Annotated in this window: 19 protein-coding genes; 17 read left to right on the top strand and 2 right to left on the bottom strand. The window is 41.3% G+C overall.

The window, feature by feature from the left end:
* Window positions 1–61: 61 nt before the first annotated feature.
* Together D2908_RS02215 and D2908_RS02210 are read right to left on the bottom strand one after the other, a co-directional pair.
* On the bottom strand, window positions 62–1,741 hold the full coding sequence (locus D2908_RS02215; RefSeq protein ID WP_117304513.1) for a ribonuclease J: 1,680 nt from the start codon (window positions 1,739–1,741) through the stop codon (window positions 62–64).
* A 1-nt stretch (window position 1,742) separates the two neighbouring features.
* Window positions 1,743–1,976, bottom strand: a complete 234-nt coding sequence (locus D2908_RS02210) for a DNA-dependent RNA polymerase subunit epsilon (protein ID WP_117304511.1) — start codon at window positions 1,974–1,976, stop codon at window positions 1,743–1,745.
* Between the two features lie 358 nt (window positions 1,977–2,334).
* Between D2908_RS02210 and D2908_RS10080 the strand changes: the two genes are divergently transcribed.
* The 17 genes from D2908_RS10080 to D2908_RS02115 all read left to right on the top strand — a co-directional run bounded on the left by D2908_RS10080 (window position 2,335) and on the right by D2908_RS02115 (window position 16,598).
* Entirely contained in the window at window positions 2,335–2,886 is a 552-nt protein-coding gene (locus D2908_RS10080) for a phospholipase (protein WP_240628266.1), read from the top strand.
* A 233-nt stretch (window positions 2,887–3,119) separates the two neighbouring features.
* Window positions 3,120–3,335: a hypothetical protein gene (locus D2908_RS02200; protein WP_049495446.1), complete on the top strand. Its 216-nt coding sequence runs from the start codon at window positions 3,120–3,122 to the stop codon at window positions 3,333–3,335.
* A gap of 539 nt (window positions 3,336–3,874) precedes the next feature.
* Complete coding sequence (tsaB, locus tag D2908_RS02185; protein ID WP_117304507.1) at window positions 3,875–4,558, top strand: tRNA (adenosine(37)-N6)-threonylcarbamoyltransferase complex dimerization subunit type 1 TsaB; 684 nt, start codon at window positions 3,875–3,877, stop codon at window positions 4,556–4,558.
* Complete coding sequence (gene rimI / locus D2908_RS02180; RefSeq protein WP_117304505.1) at window positions 4,555–4,992, top strand: ribosomal protein S18-alanine N-acetyltransferase; 438 nt, start codon at window positions 4,555–4,557, stop codon at window positions 4,990–4,992. The genes tsaB and rimI overlap by 4 nt, the downstream gene beginning before the upstream one ends.
* Window positions 4,982–5,992 carry a tRNA (adenosine(37)-N6)-threonylcarbamoyltransferase complex transferase subunit TsaD gene (gene tsaD, locus D2908_RS02175; protein ID WP_117304503.1) on the top strand — a complete coding sequence of 337 codons (1,011 nt, stop codon included), beginning with the start codon at window positions 4,982–4,984 and terminating at the stop codon, window positions 5,990–5,992. Before rimI ends, tsaD begins: the two co-directional genes overlap by 11 nt.
* A gap of 103 nt (window positions 5,993–6,095) precedes the next feature.
* A complete protein-coding gene (locus D2908_RS02170; protein ID WP_117304500.1) occupies window positions 6,096–6,959 on the top strand; it encodes an XRE/MutR family transcriptional regulator in 864 nt (287 codons plus the stop codon).
* Between the two features lie 286 nt (window positions 6,960–7,245).
* A complete protein-coding gene (locus D2908_RS02165; RefSeq protein ID WP_117304498.1) occupies window positions 7,246–7,479 on the top strand; it encodes a hypothetical protein in 234 nt (77 codons plus the stop codon).
* Window positions 7,480–7,500: 21 nt separating this feature from the next.
* Entirely contained in the window at window positions 7,501–8,178 is a 678-nt protein-coding gene (locus tag D2908_RS02160) for a type II CAAX endopeptidase family protein (protein WP_117304496.1), read from the top strand.
* An 11-nt stretch (window positions 8,179–8,189) separates the two neighbouring features.
* On the top strand, window positions 8,190–8,855 hold the full coding sequence (locus D2908_RS02155; RefSeq protein WP_117304494.1) for a CPBP family intramembrane glutamic endopeptidase: 666 nt from the start codon (window positions 8,190–8,192) through the stop codon (window positions 8,853–8,855).
* Window positions 8,856–8,926: 71 nt separating this feature from the next.
* On the top strand, window positions 8,927–10,153 hold the full coding sequence (locus tag D2908_RS02150; RefSeq protein WP_117304492.1) for an MFS transporter: 1,227 nt from the start codon (window positions 8,927–8,929) through the stop codon (window positions 10,151–10,153).
* Between the two features lie 273 nt (window positions 10,154–10,426).
* The gene (locus D2908_RS02145) at window positions 10,427–11,122 is read left to right on the top strand and encodes an AzlC family ABC transporter permease (protein WP_117304490.1); all 696 of its coding nucleotides are present in this window, start codon (window positions 10,427–10,429) and stop codon (window positions 11,120–11,122) included.
* The gene (locus tag D2908_RS02140; protein WP_049495458.1) at window positions 11,112–11,435 is read left to right on the top strand and encodes an AzlD domain-containing protein; all 324 of its coding nucleotides are present in this window, start codon (window positions 11,112–11,114) and stop codon (window positions 11,433–11,435) included. Before D2908_RS02145 ends, D2908_RS02140 begins: the two co-directional genes overlap by 11 nt.
* Window positions 11,436–11,595: 160 nt before the next feature.
* A complete protein-coding gene (locus D2908_RS02135; protein ID WP_117304488.1) occupies window positions 11,596–12,369 on the top strand; it encodes an amino acid ABC transporter substrate-binding protein in 774 nt (257 codons plus the stop codon).
* 154 nt (window positions 12,370–12,523) lie between these two features.
* Window positions 12,524–13,378: a MetQ/NlpA family ABC transporter substrate-binding protein gene (locus tag D2908_RS02130; RefSeq protein ID WP_049495461.1), complete on the top strand. Its 855-nt coding sequence runs from the start codon at window positions 12,524–12,526 to the stop codon at window positions 13,376–13,378.
* A 98-nt stretch (window positions 13,379–13,476) separates the two neighbouring features.
* Window positions 13,477–14,850, top strand: coding sequence for a M20/M25/M40 family metallo-hydrolase (locus D2908_RS02125; RefSeq protein WP_117304486.1), 1,374 nt, complete (start codon window positions 13,477–13,479; stop codon window positions 14,848–14,850).
* Window positions 14,843–15,904, top strand: coding sequence for a methionine ABC transporter ATP-binding protein (locus tag D2908_RS02120; protein WP_117304484.1), 1,062 nt, complete (start codon window positions 14,843–14,845; stop codon window positions 15,902–15,904). The genes D2908_RS02125 and D2908_RS02120 overlap by 8 nt, the downstream gene beginning before the upstream one ends.
* A gap of 1 nt (window position 15,905) precedes the next feature.
* On the top strand, window positions 15,906–16,598 hold the full coding sequence (locus D2908_RS02115; RefSeq protein ID WP_117304482.1) for a methionine ABC transporter permease: 693 nt from the start codon (window positions 15,906–15,908) through the stop codon (window positions 16,596–16,598).
* The last annotated feature ends 117 nt before the right edge of the window (window positions 16,599–16,715 follow it).

Raw genomic sequence — 16,715 nt, 5'->3', positions numbered from 1 at the left:
GTCAGTAACATATATACGGCAAGGCGAAGCTGACGTGGTTTGAAGAGATTTTCGAAGAGTATTATTCTTCATCTGGTGTGAGGATCATAGGGATGATAATCGGTTCACGTTCTGTATTTTCATAGAGGAAGGGGCGAATAGCATTGACGATGGCACCATTGACAGAATGCACACTAGCGTCCTTATTTTTCAGTGCGATACGAATGGCATTGAAGAGGATGCGCTGGCTTTGACGAATCAAATCTCCAGACTCTCTCATGTAGACAAAACCTCGGCTGAGGATATCTGGGCCAGACAGAATCATCTGAGACTTGAAGTCAACAGTTGCGACTGCCAGAACGACGCCGTCTTCGGATAGATCTCTACGGTCTTTAAGTACAGCAGCACCGATTTCACCGATACGATTTCCATCGACATAGATGTCTTGGGCGTTGAAATGACCTGCGATACGAGCAGAATCTGCAGTGAGGGCAAGCACATCACCATTGCTCATGATAAAGATATTGTCCTTCTCCACACCAGTATCCACAGCTAGTCCAGCGTGGACTTTTTGCATACGGTATTCACCGTGGACAGGCATGAAGTATTTTGGCTTAATCAAGCGGAGCATGAGTTTTTGCTCTTGCTGGCCACCGTGTCCAGATGTATGGATATTGTTAACCTTACCGTGGATAACTTCGACACCGGCTTCAGAAATGATGTTGATCAGCTTGTTGACGCTAGTCGTATTTCCAGGGATTGGACTTGAAGAGAAGATAACGGTATCGCCTGGTTGGAGTTGCACCTGACGGTGGGTTCCGTTGGCGATACGAGAGAGGGCAGCCATGGGCTCGCCCTGACTACCTGTACAGAGGATGAGAATCTCACCCGCAGGGTAGTCTTTGATTTCATTTGGCTCGATAAAGGTTCCCTTAGGCGCTTTGATGTAGCCAAGATCGATTCCGTTGACAATGGCCTTTTCCATAGAGCGTCCAAAGACCGCAATTTTGCGCCCAGTCTTAACAGCAGCTTCTGTTGCTTGTTGGAGACGGAAGATATTTGAGGCAAAGGATGCAAAGATGATGCGTCCCTCGATACCTTGAATAATCTTCATGATAGACTGGCCAACAACCTTTTCAGAGTTGGTAAAGGTTGGCACTTCTGCATTTGTTGAGTCAGACAGGAGACAGAGCACGCCTTCTTCGCCTAGGGCTGCCATACGGTGCAAGTCTGCTGGTTCACCAACTGGAGTGAAGTCGAACTTGAAGTCACCCGTACAAACGATTTTTCCTTGAGGAGTATGGATGACAATCCCCAAAGGCTCTGGAATAGAGTGAGTCGTTCTAAAGAAAGTTGCCTTGAGATTTTTAAAGGTCAACTCAGTGTTGTGGTTGATTTCGTAAAGTTTGGCGTTGCGCAAGAGGCCGTGTTCTTCGAGTTTTCCACGAATCAAAGCCAGGGCAAGCGGTCCAGCGTAGATCGGGACATTTGCTTGCTTGAGCAGGAACGGAATCCCACCGATGTGGTCCTCGTGTCCGTGTGTGATTAAGACAGCCTTGACGCGGTCGATATTGTCCACGATGTAAGAGTAATCAGGAATGACATAGTCGATACCAAGCAAGTCATCTTCTGGGAATTTAATCCCAGCATCGACGATGATAATCTCATCTTGGTATTCAATTCCGTAAGTGTTTTTCCCGATTTCTCCCAGACCACCGATGGCAAAAACGCCAACTTCTTCAGGTTTAAGAGTATAGGTCATATTAGAACTCCGTAATTTCGAAGGCGCCAGTTTCTTTTTCGTAATCTAGCAATTTGTCAGACAAGAGTTCGATATACTCGATATTGTACTCTGGGCGATTTTCTTCGACAAGTTGGCGAGCAGCGATACGACCCTCAAGTTCTGAGTTGGCATCGATTTCTAAGTAAAGTGCGCGTGTTGTTTCACGACGTGGGCTACGTTCTTTTGTTTCTTGATAAAAAACTTTGTAAATCATATAGTTCCTTTCTATTTACAGGTCAGCTTATTCCAAACTTTTAGCAGAGATTTGCTTGATTTCATTCCATTTTGTGTCTAGATTGACCTTGATTCGTTACAATTATTTCAATTATACCACAAAATGAAAGATTAGTAAAAGACGGAAACGAGAAAGTCAAGGGACGATTACTTTGGTAAGCGCTTGCAATCCCCAAAAGTATGTGCTATAATAATAATAGAAAGAAATAGTCTAAGCTGGAAAGGAAATAATTCGGAAACTATATTGTTTAGTGCTAGTGCTACTGCTATTATGTTTAACTTTATAGATACTATTGATGTATTTGATAGTATGAGCTCAATAGAGAAAGGATTCTGCGATGAAACATAAGTTTAGTTTTATTTTGATTGTTTTGGCTTTTTTCACCACAACTTTATTTGCTATTTATAGTTCTGCTTCAGCACTAGAGTCTAATCACAGAGTAGAATATTCTTGGTTATCTGAATTGGATAAAGTTACCGAATTGAATGAACATGGTTTCCCTGTAGTTAGATTAGATAAAGCAGAGGAGCTTGGTTTAGATAATGAAGCTTTGGAGGTAGGGCGTGTTTTAAACGAAATCGTAACGGATATAGAGACTAACGGAGAGTCAACTGCTTTGGCTAGAATGGATCGCTCTCTTTTTCCTATAGGCTCTTATGGTAATTATTGTGGTTATGGAAATAATGGATATTCTATTCCAGCTATTGATGATTTAGATATGGCTTGTTTCTATCATGATAAGTGTTTTAAGGGATTTTTAGCAGATAATAGAAGTTGCAATGTCGCATTCCTAGCAAGATTATCTCCTATTGTAGCAAATAATGCTTGGAATACAACTAAAGGAGCATATGCAAGAGCAGCTGTGGCTCTATTTTCTAGATTCGTATAAGACCAAGTTTTTGTAAAATATGAGTTGTTACGTAAAAGTGTTGATATGAGTATTGGTGTCTATGAACAGAATCTTATTTTATAAGTTTTAACTTATCTTTTAAGGTTTCTGTTTATAGGCGCTTGTAGATGTGTTTATGTCTTTAAAAAATATATTTGCGATATTAAAAATGGATACTTATGCAATATTTCACTTTACTTATTAAGATAATTTTAAACTAAGGAGGTTGCCCTATGTATAACTTATTTGCTTTTGCTATTGGAGCTCGCTTGGTAGCTTTTATTGTTTTTGTTGCTTGCGTTTATGGAGGGAATCTTCTATTTGCCAAACTGGAACGACGACAAACCAAGTTCTTGTGGAAAATGACCTTTGTGACTCTCTACTCGCTTTTTCTCCTCCTCGTGACCTATGTCGTTTGGTTTGTATTTTACTTTGGATTAAATGCTTAGATGCCCTGCTCATGCTGGGCATTTTTGTTTGGAGATAAGCAGACAATAGATTTACGACACGAAAAGTCCACCCCATCTATCCAGATGAGGCGGTTTTTGTATTTTTTAGAAATGACATGATAATGGTATTTTCAGAGCTTATTAGTTTTATGGTAATCATTCTTCTGTTCAAAAATAGAGTTGAAGCATAAAAATAAAACAATACAAACAGATAAATCAATTGGTAAAGGGATAGTAGTAATGTTTAAATCATTGAGAATACTGAGCAAACTGTAAGAGATGAAAAAAATAAAATTCATCCTTCTAAAAATATGTCTTTTATTTAGCATGACTTATCCAAACTTTTTACGAAGATCCTTTCAATTTTCTTGTTCACTTTTATATTCGGAAAAGAAAAGGAAAAGTGAGCATTTTTTTGAATTTTATTTGCGAATTATTTTTTGTTTAAGTATAGACATTTTTGTTTAAGGATAAAGAAAATTCCCATGTGCCAGCTTTTGTAGTATAATAGTAAGCAGACCAAAAGATAGGAATGTGTTATGAAAGTATTAGCTTTTGATACGTCCAGCAAGGCTCTTTCTCTCGCTATTTTAGAGGACAAGCAGGTTCTTGCTGAGACGACGATTAATATCAAGAAAAATCACAGTATTACCCTCATGCCTGCCATCGATTTTTTGATGGCAAGTTTGGATTGGACACCCAAGGACTTGGACCGAATCGTGGTGGCGGAAGGGCCAGGTAGCTATACAGGCTTGCGAATTGCGGTGGCAACTGCCAAGACTTTGGCTCATACCCTGAACATTGAGTTAGTTGGCATGTCTAGCCTCTTAGCTCTGGTTCCACGCCAACAAGAAGGCTTGTTCGTTCCTTTGATGGATGCGCGTCGCAACAATGTTTATGCAGGATTTTATGAAAATGCTAAACCTGTCATGCCAGAAGCGCACCTATCTTTTGAAGAGGTGCTAGAAAAAGTCAAGGGTGCTAGTCAGGTAACCTTTGTCGGAGAAGTCGGCCCCTTTGTGGACCAGATTCAAGAACACTTGCCAAGGACTAATTATAAAGAAACCTTGCCAAATGCAGCTAATCTCGCTCTTTTAGCTTGGGACAAGGAAGCAGATTCCTTGCATGATTTTGTGCCGAACTACCTCAAACGTGTTGAGGCTGAGGAAAACTGGCTCAAGAACCACACCGAGTCTGGCGAGTCTTACATTAAACGCCTATGATAGAAATTAAGCAAATTCAACAACAGCCTGACCTAGCTCAAGCCATCTACGCTGTTATGGCAGCTGTTTATCTAGTCAGTCCTTGGACGCTGGAGCAAATCCAAGCAGATCTGTCCCAAGACCAGACTTGGTATGCATTGGCTTATGATGGGGCAGAAGTGATTGGATTTCTAGCTGTGCAGGAGAATCTTTTTGAAGCAGAAGTCCTGCAAATCGCTGTCAAAGGAGCTTATCAGGGTCAGGGAATTGCGTCAGCCTTGTTTGCTCAATTGCCGGTAGATAAGGAGATTTTCCTCGAAGTCAGAAAGTCAAATCAACGAGCGCAAGCATTTTACAAGAAAGAAAAGATGGCAGTTATCGCTGAGCGAAAGGCCTACTACCATGACCCAGTCGAGGACGCCATTATCATGAAGAGAGAAATAGATGAAGGATAGATATATTTTAGCATTTGAGACATCCTGTGATGAGACCAGTGTCGCCGTCTTGAAAAACGACGATGAGCTCTTGTCCAATGTCATTGCTAGTCAAATTGAGAGTCACAAACGTTTTGGTGGCGTGGTGCCAGAAGTAGCTAGTCGTCACCATGTCGAGGTCATTACAGCCTGTATCGAGGAGGCGCTAGCAGAAGCAGGAATTACCGAAGAGGACGTGACAGCTGTTGCAGTTACCTACGGACCAGGCTTGGTCGGAGCCTTGCTAGTTGGTTTGTCAGCTGCCAAGGCCTTTGCTTGGGCTCACGGACTTCCACTGATTCCTGTGAATCACATGGCTGGCCACCTCATGGCAGCCCAAAGTGTAGAGCCTTTGGAGTTTCCCTTGCTAGCCCTCTTGGTTAGCGGTGGACACACAGAGTTAGTTTATGTTTCGGAGGCTGGAGATTACAGGATTGTTGGGGAAACGCGAGATGACGCGGTTGGTGAGGCTTATGATAAGGTCGGCCGTGTCATGGGCTTAACCTATCCTGCAGGTCGTGAGATTGATGAGCTGGCTCATCAGGGACAGGATATTTATGATTTTCCTCGAGCCATGATTAAGGAAGATAATCTGGAGTTTTCATTCTCAGGTTTGAAATCGGCCTTTATCAATCTTCACCACAATGCCGAGCAAAAGGGAGAAAGCTTGTCCACAGAGGATTTGTGTGCTTCCTTCCAAGCAGCTGTTTTGGATGTTCTCATGGTAAAAACCAAGAAGGCTTTGGAGAAATATCCTGTTAAAACCCTTGTCGTGGCAGGTGGTGTGGCAGCCAATAAAGGCCTCAGAGAACGCCTAGCAGCCGAAATCACAGATGTCAAGGTCATCATTCCACCCCTGCGCCTCTGCGGAGACAATGCAGGAATGATTGCCTATGCCAGCGTCAGCGAGTGGAACAAAGAAAACTTCGCAGGCTTGGACCTCAATGCCAAACCAAGTCTCGCTTTTGATACGATGGAATAAGGAGTCAGCTTAAGGCTGGCTTTTTTGCTCTCTTAAATGTCAGAATATTTTGACAAAACCATAAAAATAATGATATAATATGCAAAAGCTAGGAGGTGGTCAGATGATTGAGAGAATGGAATTGGGGGAATTTTACAAGGAATTGCGCTTGGCGAGAAAACTCAAGCAGTCAGATGTGGCCTGTGAGGGACTAACAGCTTCTCAGTTGTCCAAGTTTGAACTAGGGCAGTCTATGCTATCTGCGGACAAGCTAATCCTAGCTATCCAAGGTATAAATGTGACCTTTGATGAATTTGGGCACAAGCTCAACAACTATCAAGAATCTCCACATATGCAGATTGGTAGGAGGGTTGTGGATCGCTTTGCTCATCAGGATATAGTTGGTTTAGAGCAACTGTTGGAGGAAGTCGAGCAAGAACAGATGGCGCAGACCTATCGTCGTTTGAACTCTATTGTGATTAAAGATGCTATCCATTCACTAGATAAAAGCTACCCACTAGCAGAGGAGGATAGCGAATTTCTGACCACCTATCTCTACGCTATCGAGTCTTGGACCTGGTTTGAACTCTATCTTTTTTGCAATACTATGCCCTTCTTGAGCAATCAAGATCTGATATTTTTATCAACCTCCTTACTCGAAAAATCCAAGGAATTTAAAGAGTTAGTACACAATCGATTGTATATGAAGCAAGGACTCTTAAATATCTTATCAGAGCTCATGGAGCGAAAACTTTTCTCCTACATCCCAATCTTTGAAGCCGAGTTGGAGAGTATGATCCGCCCGTACGATGTTTTTGAAAAAGTATTGTGGCAATTTTTAAAGAAAATGAGTATTTTTCTTCAAACCAAAGGAAGCAATCAAAAAGAGATTGAAAACTTTATCCAATCTCTGCAAGTATTAGAAAATCCACAATTGACAGCCCTTTTTGAATTGCGTTTGCAACAATACAAAGAGCTTATCAATTAGTTAGAAATGGGAAAAAGATAATAATATCAGCAATGATTGCCAATAATCTTAAAACTTGTTTCTTCATATGACTTCCCTCCTCATTAGTAATAACTTTATTATACCAGGGAAATAATCAAATCCACCAAAATCGCAAATCTGAAATTTCTATAAGAAAAAATATCAAATATGCGATTTTCTAAAATAAGGCAATTTCTGTGTTATACTGACCTTGTAAAACATTTGAAGCAAATCCTAGGTCGCAGAAGTGGTTTACAAGAAGAAAACAATTGAAGGAGTATAAAAGATGTTAAATTTACAATTTGCAGAAACAATGGAATTGACAGAAGATGAGTTGCAAGATGTTAGAGGAGGAGACCTCGTAAATTCCATGGGAGGTGGCGGAAGAAGTGGTATATCTGGTTGGGGAGTTCCAGGAATTTACCCTGGTTGGGGAAATCAAGGGATGAGTCCTAATCGTGGTGCTTTTGATTGGACTATAGATTTAGCAGATGGATTGTTTGGCCGCCGTAGAAGATAGGCTCTTGTAGGAGATAATAGGATGAAGAAAATGAAAGAAGTGAAATTTCACCTAGCAACTGGATTGTTGATTTTGACTTATTACCTCATTTTTAATGTCACATCAGACTTAGATTTTATGGTTGCTTTGTCTGATAATATGTATTATGTGTTCCAAGTTTTATTGGTACTTATTCTGGGAACTATAGCTACAATTGCTTTTGTCAAAAGTGAACATTGGAAGGAGTGTGGTCGTTTCCAGTTTCGTTGGTCTTACCTGGGTGTTTTCCTTCTTTCTTTTTTCTTATTGTTCGTGTGGGCAAATCTAACAACCTATATCTTTCCTCGTACTCAGAATGGAAGTGCAGTCGTGGAGGTAGCCACCAGTTTAACAGGAACTAGCTATTTTGTTACGCGAATACTTTATACTAGTATTATCGCACCTGTATCAGAAGAAGTTGTTTGTCGTGGTTTTTTGATGACAAGTTTATCTAAAGTTAAAAGATACTATCTTGATGTTCTTGTTTCCGCTGCCATATTTGGCGCTATGCATGTTTTGCAGTATGGTTGGATAACGACAGATTTCATAAAGTATTTTGGAATGGGCTTGATCTTTTGTATGATGTTTCGTTACACTCGCTCCATCTATTGGGCTATAGCTCTGCATGCTTCATGGAATAGTTTCTTACTCATTGTTACTTTATTGGTGTTTGGATATTAGAAAGATGAAATATGAAAAAGATAATTTCTAAATACTATTTTATTGTAGTTGTTCTGCTTGTCATTGCTGACCAGTTCTTCATTCGTTTGCTTTTACATAGCGACTTTGCTCTTGGTCTATCTGACTTTACTTATTATCTGTCGGATATGATGTTGAATTTTCTTGTGGTTTTATTTGCTCTGATTGTTATGATTTGGTCGGGGAAATGGCAACAAATCAACAGTAGAAAGTTTAAAAGATACTATCTTTTCTATTCCTTCCTAGCTCTGCTTGCTTTTATTGTTTGGAATTTCGTCACCTTTTTTCTTTTCCCACCTACTCGAAATGAAATTTCTTATCAACATGCTGCTCCTACTTTTACAGGAGCTACGGCATTTTTGATGTATTTTTTTTATCCTGTGATTGCAGGTCCCATTTTTGAAGACATGATTTATCGTGGATTAGTGATGACTGCTCTGGAAAAAGGAAAGAAATGGGGGCTAGATGTACTGGGTTCCGCTGTTTTATTTGGGGTCTCGCACATTAGTAATCACGGTTGGGTCTTGACAGACTTTGTCTTCTATATGGGTGGAGGTCTTATATTTGCAGTCTTATTTAGAATGACAAAGTCCATTTATTGGCCTATTGGGCTGCATATAGTCTACAATGGCATTGGTCAGCTTTTGATGTTACTGTAATTTTGGTTGTTAGTAGTATCGCGGTCTATCCTTGGGGAAAGATTCCCATTTGAATTTAAAAAGGAGTTGTAATGAAAGTATTTCTTCAAAATAGAGATTTTAGGCAATTAACTATCAACCAGTGGATTTCAACGCTTGGGGATACGATTTTTTATCTGGCCTTCCTGAATTATGTGGCAGATGCCTCTTTTGCCCCTTTGGCGATTTTACTTATCACGATTTCAGAAACCCTTCCCCAAGTTCTACAACTCTTTCTGGGAGTTTTGGCGGATTTTCAACATCATCGTGTCTTGAAATACACAGTCATTAGTTTTACAAAATTTTTGCTTTACTCTATAGTGTCCCTATCGCTTTCAGGGCAGTCTTTTTCCTTGTTGCTAGTAACCTTTATTTGTCTGATTAACCTCTTGTCTGACACATTGAGTTATTTTTCAGGCGCCATGCTCACTCCGATTTTCATTAGAATTATTGGGCAAGATCATCTGGCAGAAGCTATTGGATTTAAACAGTCAACTGTTAGTTTGGTGAAAACAATCAGTAATATTTTAGGAGGAGTCTTATTAGGTATTCTATCCATCCAGTTTATTTCCTTGCTGAACGCTCTTACCTTTTTAATCGCATTTTTAGGTATCCTCTTCATAAAAAATGATCTCTTGAAAGTAGAAAAAACGATTAGCTATCAAGAAGGACTCTCTGTAAAATCCTTTTGCCAGCATCTGCTCCAATCATCGAAATTGATATGGAATATGAATCAGGTGCTCTTGGTTTTGTTTATTATCTCTATTAGTCAAGCAGTGATAAATATTACAGTTCCTGTTTCTACTCTATTTTTGAGGAATCACCCCTTTTTGAATTTGCAAACTGGTCAATCTCTTGCCTTGCTATCCACTCTTGAATTAGCAGCCCTTATTGTCGGGAGTCTTGTGAGTGGCTATCTGAAAAATATGATTTCTATAAAAACAGCTCTCTATGCATCACTTGTTATCCAGTTGCTTCTTCTAGTAGGATTTGCCACAGTTCGTTTTGACTGGATTCTCATCTTTAGTGCCTTGGATGCCTTTTTCGCAGGTATTCTCTCTCCTCGATTACAGGAACTCATTTTTAAACAAATACCTGAGGAGTCAATGGGAGCAGTTCAATCCTCTATCGGTGCTATTACGGTTGTTTTACCTAGCTTATTTACAATAGCTTTGGTAACCATTGCTACTAGCTTTGGAAATCTGGCAGTTAGCTTTGTTTTATTGCTATTTCTTCTAGTTGCCTTTTTCATGCTCTTGAATATTCGTGAAAGTATTTAGCGAAGAATTTGTATAATATATGTTTGAGACTGGATTGCCAGTCTTTTTATGATGGTCAAAATCAGCAGACTTTTTTCTCTTTCCTGAATGTGTTATAATAGTCCATGCTGTGGCTGGAGCCTTTTCAGCCCACTTATACTCTTCGAAAATCTTTTCAAACGGCGTTAGCTTCTATCTGCAACCTCAAAACAATGTTTTGAGCAACCTGCGGCTAGCTTTCTAGTTTGCTCTTTGATTTTCATTGAGTATTATTAAGACAAGATGAGGAAAAAGATGAAAGAAAAAGGATTTTGGGAGGGGGCGCAGGCAGCCATGCCAACGGCCCTTGGTTATATCAGTATTGGCCTTGCCTGTGGGATTATCGGCGCTCCTTATGTGACACCTGTTGAGATGGGCTTGATGAGCCTCTTTGTTTATGCTGGGAGCGCCCAGTTTGCTATGCTGGCCTTGATTGCGGTTCAAGCACCTGTGGCAGCTATTGCTATGACGGTCTTTTTGATTAATTTACGTCTCTTTTTGCTGAGCTTGCATGCGTCAACYTATTTCCGTCATACCAGTCTCTGGCACAATATCGGTATGTCTAGTATCTTGACGGATGAGACTTATGGTGTTTTGATGGGAGAATTGGCCCATACAGACAAGGTCAATCCTATGTGGATGCACGGAAATAATCTCAACAGCTATGTGGCTTGGTTTGTGGGAACAGTAGTCGGAACGGCTCTGGGTGGCCTGCTACCAAATCCAGAAATCTTTGGCTTGGATTTTGCCCTAGTTGGGATGTTTATCGGAATTTTTGCTTCGCAATTCCAGATTATGCAAAGACGGATTCCTGTCCGCAATCTGCTCAGCATCTTAGCAGTTGTTGCGGTATCCTTCTTTTTACTCTTGACAGTGGTGTCTCAGTCACTAGCTGTTCTGTTTGCGACCTTGCTAGGTTGTAGCATGGGGGTGGTTTTAGATGGTCAGTAAGTATCTTTTATTAGCAGTTATTTTCTCTGGTCTTGTGACCTGGATTCCCCGTATGATTCCCTTCATCTTGGTCAAGTATAAGGGTTTGCCTGCGATTGTTGAGCGTTTTTTGAAGTTCTTGCCCGTCTCTATTATCTTTGCCTTGATTCTATCAAGCGTAGTGACAGGTAAGGTCGGTAGTCTTCCTCAAATCAAATGGCTGGACTTCTTAGCCGTCTTTCCAACAGCTTGGGTAGCCTTTCGCTACCGCAATCTAGTCGGAACAGTTCTCTTTGGAGTAGTCTTGATTGCCGTCTTGCGTTTGGCCTTTTAAATCAACCATAAAGAAAACTTATCACAAAGATAGATATCATATAATGGCGTAAATAGTCTTTTTTTGTTAAAATTAGAAGGTATTTTATTTTGGAGGAAATGACATGAAAAAAATCGTTAAATACTCATCACTTGCTGCCTGAGGACTTGTTGCTGCAGGTGTGCTAGCAGCTTGCTCAGGTGGTGCGAAAAAAGAAGGAGAAGCAGCTAGCAAGAAAGAAATTATTGTTGCAACTAACGGATCACCAAAACCATTTATCTATGAAGAAAATGGCGAATTGACTGGTTACGAGATTGAAGTGGTTCGTGCTATCTTTAAAGACTCTGACAAGTATGATGTCAAGTTTGAAAAGACAGAATGGTCAGGTGTCTTTGCAGGTCTTGATGCTGACCGCTACAATATGGCTGTAAACAATCTTGGTTACACTAAAGAACGTGCGGAGAAATACCTCTATGCCGCACCAATTGCCCAAAACCCTAATGTCCTTGTAGTGAAGAAAGATGACAACAGCATCAAGTCTCTCGATGATATCGGTGGAAAATCGACGGAAGTCGTTCAAGCTACTACATCAGCTAAGCAGTTAGAAGCATACAACGCTGAACACCCGGACAACCCAACTATCCTTAACTACACTAAAGCGGGTTTCCAACAAATCATGGTACGTTTGAGCGATGGACAATTTGACTACAAGATTTTTGACAAGATCGGTGTAGAAACAGTTATCAAAAACCAAGGGTTGGACAACTTGAAAGTCATTGAGCTTCCAAGCGACCAACAACCTTACGTTTACCCACTTCTTGCTAAAGGTCAAGATGAGTTGAAAACATTTGTAGACAAACGTATTCAAGAACTCTACAAAGATGGAACGCTTGAAAAATTGTCTAAACAATTCTTCGGGGACACTTACCTACCTGCAGAAGCAGATATTAAATAATTTCTTCAAATCATCCATCCTGAATAAGGTGGGTGATTTCTCAGTTTTTAGGGATATAGTTTTAAACTATACATCTGCCTATCTAATAACAATTTGTGGAATCAAACAAATTGTGAGATACTAGTACGGTATTATTTTTAAAGGAGAAAGAATCATGAAAATTAAAAAATGGCTTGGTGTAGCAGCCCTTGCTACAGTCGCAGGTTTGGCTCTCGCAGCTTGTGGAAACTCAGAAAAGAAAGCAGACAATGCAACAACTATCAAAATCGCAACTGTTAACCGTAGCGGTTCTGAAGAAAAACGTTGGGACAAAATCCAAGAATTGGTTAAAAAAGACGGTATCACTTTGGAATTTACAGAGTTCACAGACTACTCACAACCAAACAAGGCAACTGCTGATGGCGAAGTAGACTTGAACGCTTTCCAACACTATAACTTCTTGAACAACTGGAACAAAGAAAACGGGAAAGACCTTGTAGCGATTGCAGATACGTACATCTCACCAATCCGTCTTTACTCAGGATTAAATGGCAGCGACAACAAGTACACTAAAGTAGAAGACATCCCAGCTAACGGAGAAATCGCTGTACCGAACGATGCTACCAACGAAAGCCGTGCGCTTTACTTGCTTCAATCAGCTGGCTTGATTAAATTGGACGTTTCAGGAACTGCGCTTGCGACAATCGCAAACATCACAGAAAATCCAAAGAACTTGAAAATCACTGAATTGGACGCTAGCCAAACAGCTCGTTCATTGTCATCAGTTGATGCTGCCGTTGTAAACAATACCTTCGTTACAGAAGCAAAATTGGACTACAAGAAAGCACTTTTCAAAGAACAGGCTGATGAAAATTCAAAACAATGGTACAACATCATCGTTGCGAAAAAAGATTGGGAAACATCACCAAAAGCTGATGCTATCAAGAAAGTGATCGCAGCTTACCACACAGATGACGTGAAAAAAGTTATCGAAGAAACATCAGACGGTTTGGATCAACCAGTTTGGTAATAAACACAGGGAGGTGGGAGAGATTTTTCCACCTCTTGCTTTTGTATAGAGCATGGATTGTAAAGAAGACTATAGGTTCATAGAAAGGTAGAGAGAATATGGTTTTTCCTAGCGAACAAGAACAGATTGAAAAATTTGAAAAGGATCATGTTGCCCAACATTATTTTGAAGTCTTGCGTACCTTGATTTCTAAGAAATCAGTCTTTGCCCAGCAGGTTGGGCTGAAAGAAGTTGCCAACTATCTGGGTGAGATTTTCAAACGTGTGGGGGCTGAAGTGGAGATTGATGAGACTTATACAGCGCCCTTTGTCATGGCGCATTTCAAGAGTTCACGTCCAGACGCCAAGACCTTGATTTTCTATAACCACTATGACACTGTGCCAGCGGACGGGGATCAGGTCTGGACAGAGGATCCCTTTACGCTTTCGGTCCGCGATGGTTTCATGTATGGGCGTGGGGTTGACGATGATAAGGGGCATATCACAGCTCGTTTGAGTGCTTTGAGAAAATATATGCAACACCATGATGACCTACCTGTCAATATCAGTTTTATCATGGAGGGTGCGGAGGAATCGGCTTCGACAGACCTGGATAAGTATTTGGAAAAACATGCGGATAAACTCCGTGGAGCGGATTTGTTGGTCTGGGAACAAGGGACCAAAAATGCCTTGGAACAGCTGGAAATTTCTGGTGGAAATAAGGGGATTGTGACCTTTGATGCCAAGGTCAAAAGTGCTGACGTAGATATCCACTCCAGCTATGGTGGGGTTGTGGAGTCAGCTCCCTGGTACCTCCTTCAAGCCTTACAGTCTCTTCGTGCCACAGATGGCCGTATCTTGACTGAAGGTTTGTACGAAGAAGTTCAAGAACCAAATGAACGAGAATTGGCCTTGGTGGACACTTACGCCCAACGTAATCCAGGGGAAATCAGCCAGATTTATGGTTTGGAATTGCCTCTCTTACAAGAGGACCGCGCAGCCTTTCTAAAACGTTTCTTCTTTGAACCAGCACTCAATATCGAAGGGATCCAGTCAGGTTATCAAGGGCAGGGAGTCAAGACGATTTTGCCAGCAGAAGCCAGTGCTAAGTTAGAAGTTCGTTTGGTTCCTGGCCTAGAACCGCATGATGTTCTGGAAAAAATTCGGAAACAGCTAGACAAAAACGGCTTTGATAAGGTAGAATTATACTATACCTTGGGAGAGATGAGCTATCGAAGCGATATGAGTGCACCAGCCATTCTCAATGTGATCGAGTTGGCCAAGAAATTCTATCCACAGGGCGTATCGGTCTTGCCAACTACAGCTGGGACAGGGCCGATGCATACGGTCTTTGATGCCCTAGAGGTGCCAATGGTGGCCTTCGGTCTAGGAAATGCCAACAGCCGAGATCACGGTGGAGATGAAAATGTGCGAATCGCCGATTATTACACCCATATTGAATTAGTAGAGGAGCTGATTAGGAGCTATGAGTAGAGATATTATTAAGTTAGATCAGATCGATGTGACTTTTCACCAAAAGAAAAGAACCATCACAGCGGTCAAGGATGTGACCATTCACATTCAAGAAGGGGATATCTACGGGATCGTTGGATATTCTGGAGCAGGGAAATCAACCCTAGTTCGTGTTATTAACCTCTTGCAAAAACCATCTGCAGGGAAAATTACCATTGATGACGATGTGATTTTTGATGGCAAGGTGACCTTGACGGCCGAGCAGTTGCGTCGTAAACGTCAGGATATCGGGATGATTTTCCAGCATTTCAACCTGATGAGCCAAAAGACCGCAGAGGAGAATGTAGCCTTTGCCCTCAAACACTCTGGACTCAGCAAGGAAGAAAAGAAGGCTAAAGTAGCTAAGTTGTTGGACTTGGTTGGCTTGGCAGATCGTGCTGAAAACTACCCTTCACAACTATCAGGAGGGCAAAAACAGCGTGTGGCTATTGCGCGTGCCTTGGCAAATGATCCAAAAATCTTAATTTCAGATGAATCAACTTCTGCCCTTGACCCTAAGACAACCAAGCAGATTTTGGCCTTGTTGCAAGATTTGAACCAAAAATTAGGTTTGACCGTTGTCTTGATTACGCATGAAATGCAGATTGTCAAAGACATTGCCAACCGTGTAGCCGTTATGCAAGACGGTCGCTTGATTGAAGAAGGTAGCGTTCTTGAAATCTTCTCAGATCCTAAGCAACCTTTGACTCAAGACTTCATCTCAACAGCCACAGGTATTGACGAAGCCATGGTCAAAATCGAGAAGCAAGAAATCGTGGAACACTTATCTGACAATAGCGTTCTGGTACAACTCAAATATGCAGGGGCATCTACAGACGAACCACTTTTGAATGAATTGTACAAGCACTACCAAGTAACAGCTAATATTCTCTATGGAAACATTGAAATTTTGGATGGCACTCCTGTTGGAGAATTGGTTGTGGTCTTGTCAGGTGAAAAAGCAGCGCTAGCAGGTGCCCAAGAAGCCATTCGTCAGGCTGGTGTGCAACTAAAAGTATTGAAGGGAGGACAGTAAGATGGCAGAATTGATTAAAGCATACTTACCAAACGTCTATAAGATGGGTTGGTCTGGTCAAGCTGGCTGGGGGACAGCTATCTACTTGACTCTTTATATGACGGTTCTTTCCTTTATCATCGGAGGTTTCTTAGGACTGGTTGCAGGTCTTTTCCTTGTCTTGACAGCGCCGGGTGGTGTTTTGGAAAATAAAGTTGTTTTTTGGATTTTGGATAAGATTACCTCTATTTTCCGTGCGGTACCATTTATCATTCTCTTGGCAGTCTTGTCACCCTTCTCTCACCTAATCGTAGGGACAAGTATCGGACCAAATGCGGCTATCGTACCGCTATCTTTTGCAGTCTTTGCCTTCTTTGCCCGTCAAGTACAGGTGGTATTGGCTGAGCTAGATGGTGGTGTCATTGAGGCGACTCAAGCGAGCGGAGCGACTTTCTGGGACATCGTGGGTGTTTACCTATCAGAAGGTCTTCCAGATTTGATCCGTGTGACGACTGTGACCTTGATTTCCCTTGTTGGGGAAACAGCTATGGCCGGTGCGGTTGGAGCCGGCGGTATTGGTAACGTAGCCATCGCTTATGGATTTAACCGCTACAATCACGATGTGACTATCTTGGCAACCATCATTATCATTTTGATTATCTTTGCAATCCAATTCTTGGGAGACTTCTTGACCAAGAAATTGAGCCATAAATAAAAAGATCTAGGCAATCTGTACATCATTCATAGGAGTTGTCGTTATAGTCAAGACTTGAAATTTTCTGTACTGGTTGCTATCAACCGTTACTTTTATGAGTAAGAGAGTTAAGAATTG

The sequence above is a fragment of the Streptococcus sp. LQJ-218 genome (genome assembly GCF_003428885.1).
In the GTDB taxonomy this organism is placed as follows: Bacteria; Bacillota; Bacilli; order Lactobacillales; family Streptococcaceae; genus Streptococcus.
Note: the sequence above shows the minus strand (reverse complement) of the source record. Positions and strands in the feature narration are given on the sequence as shown.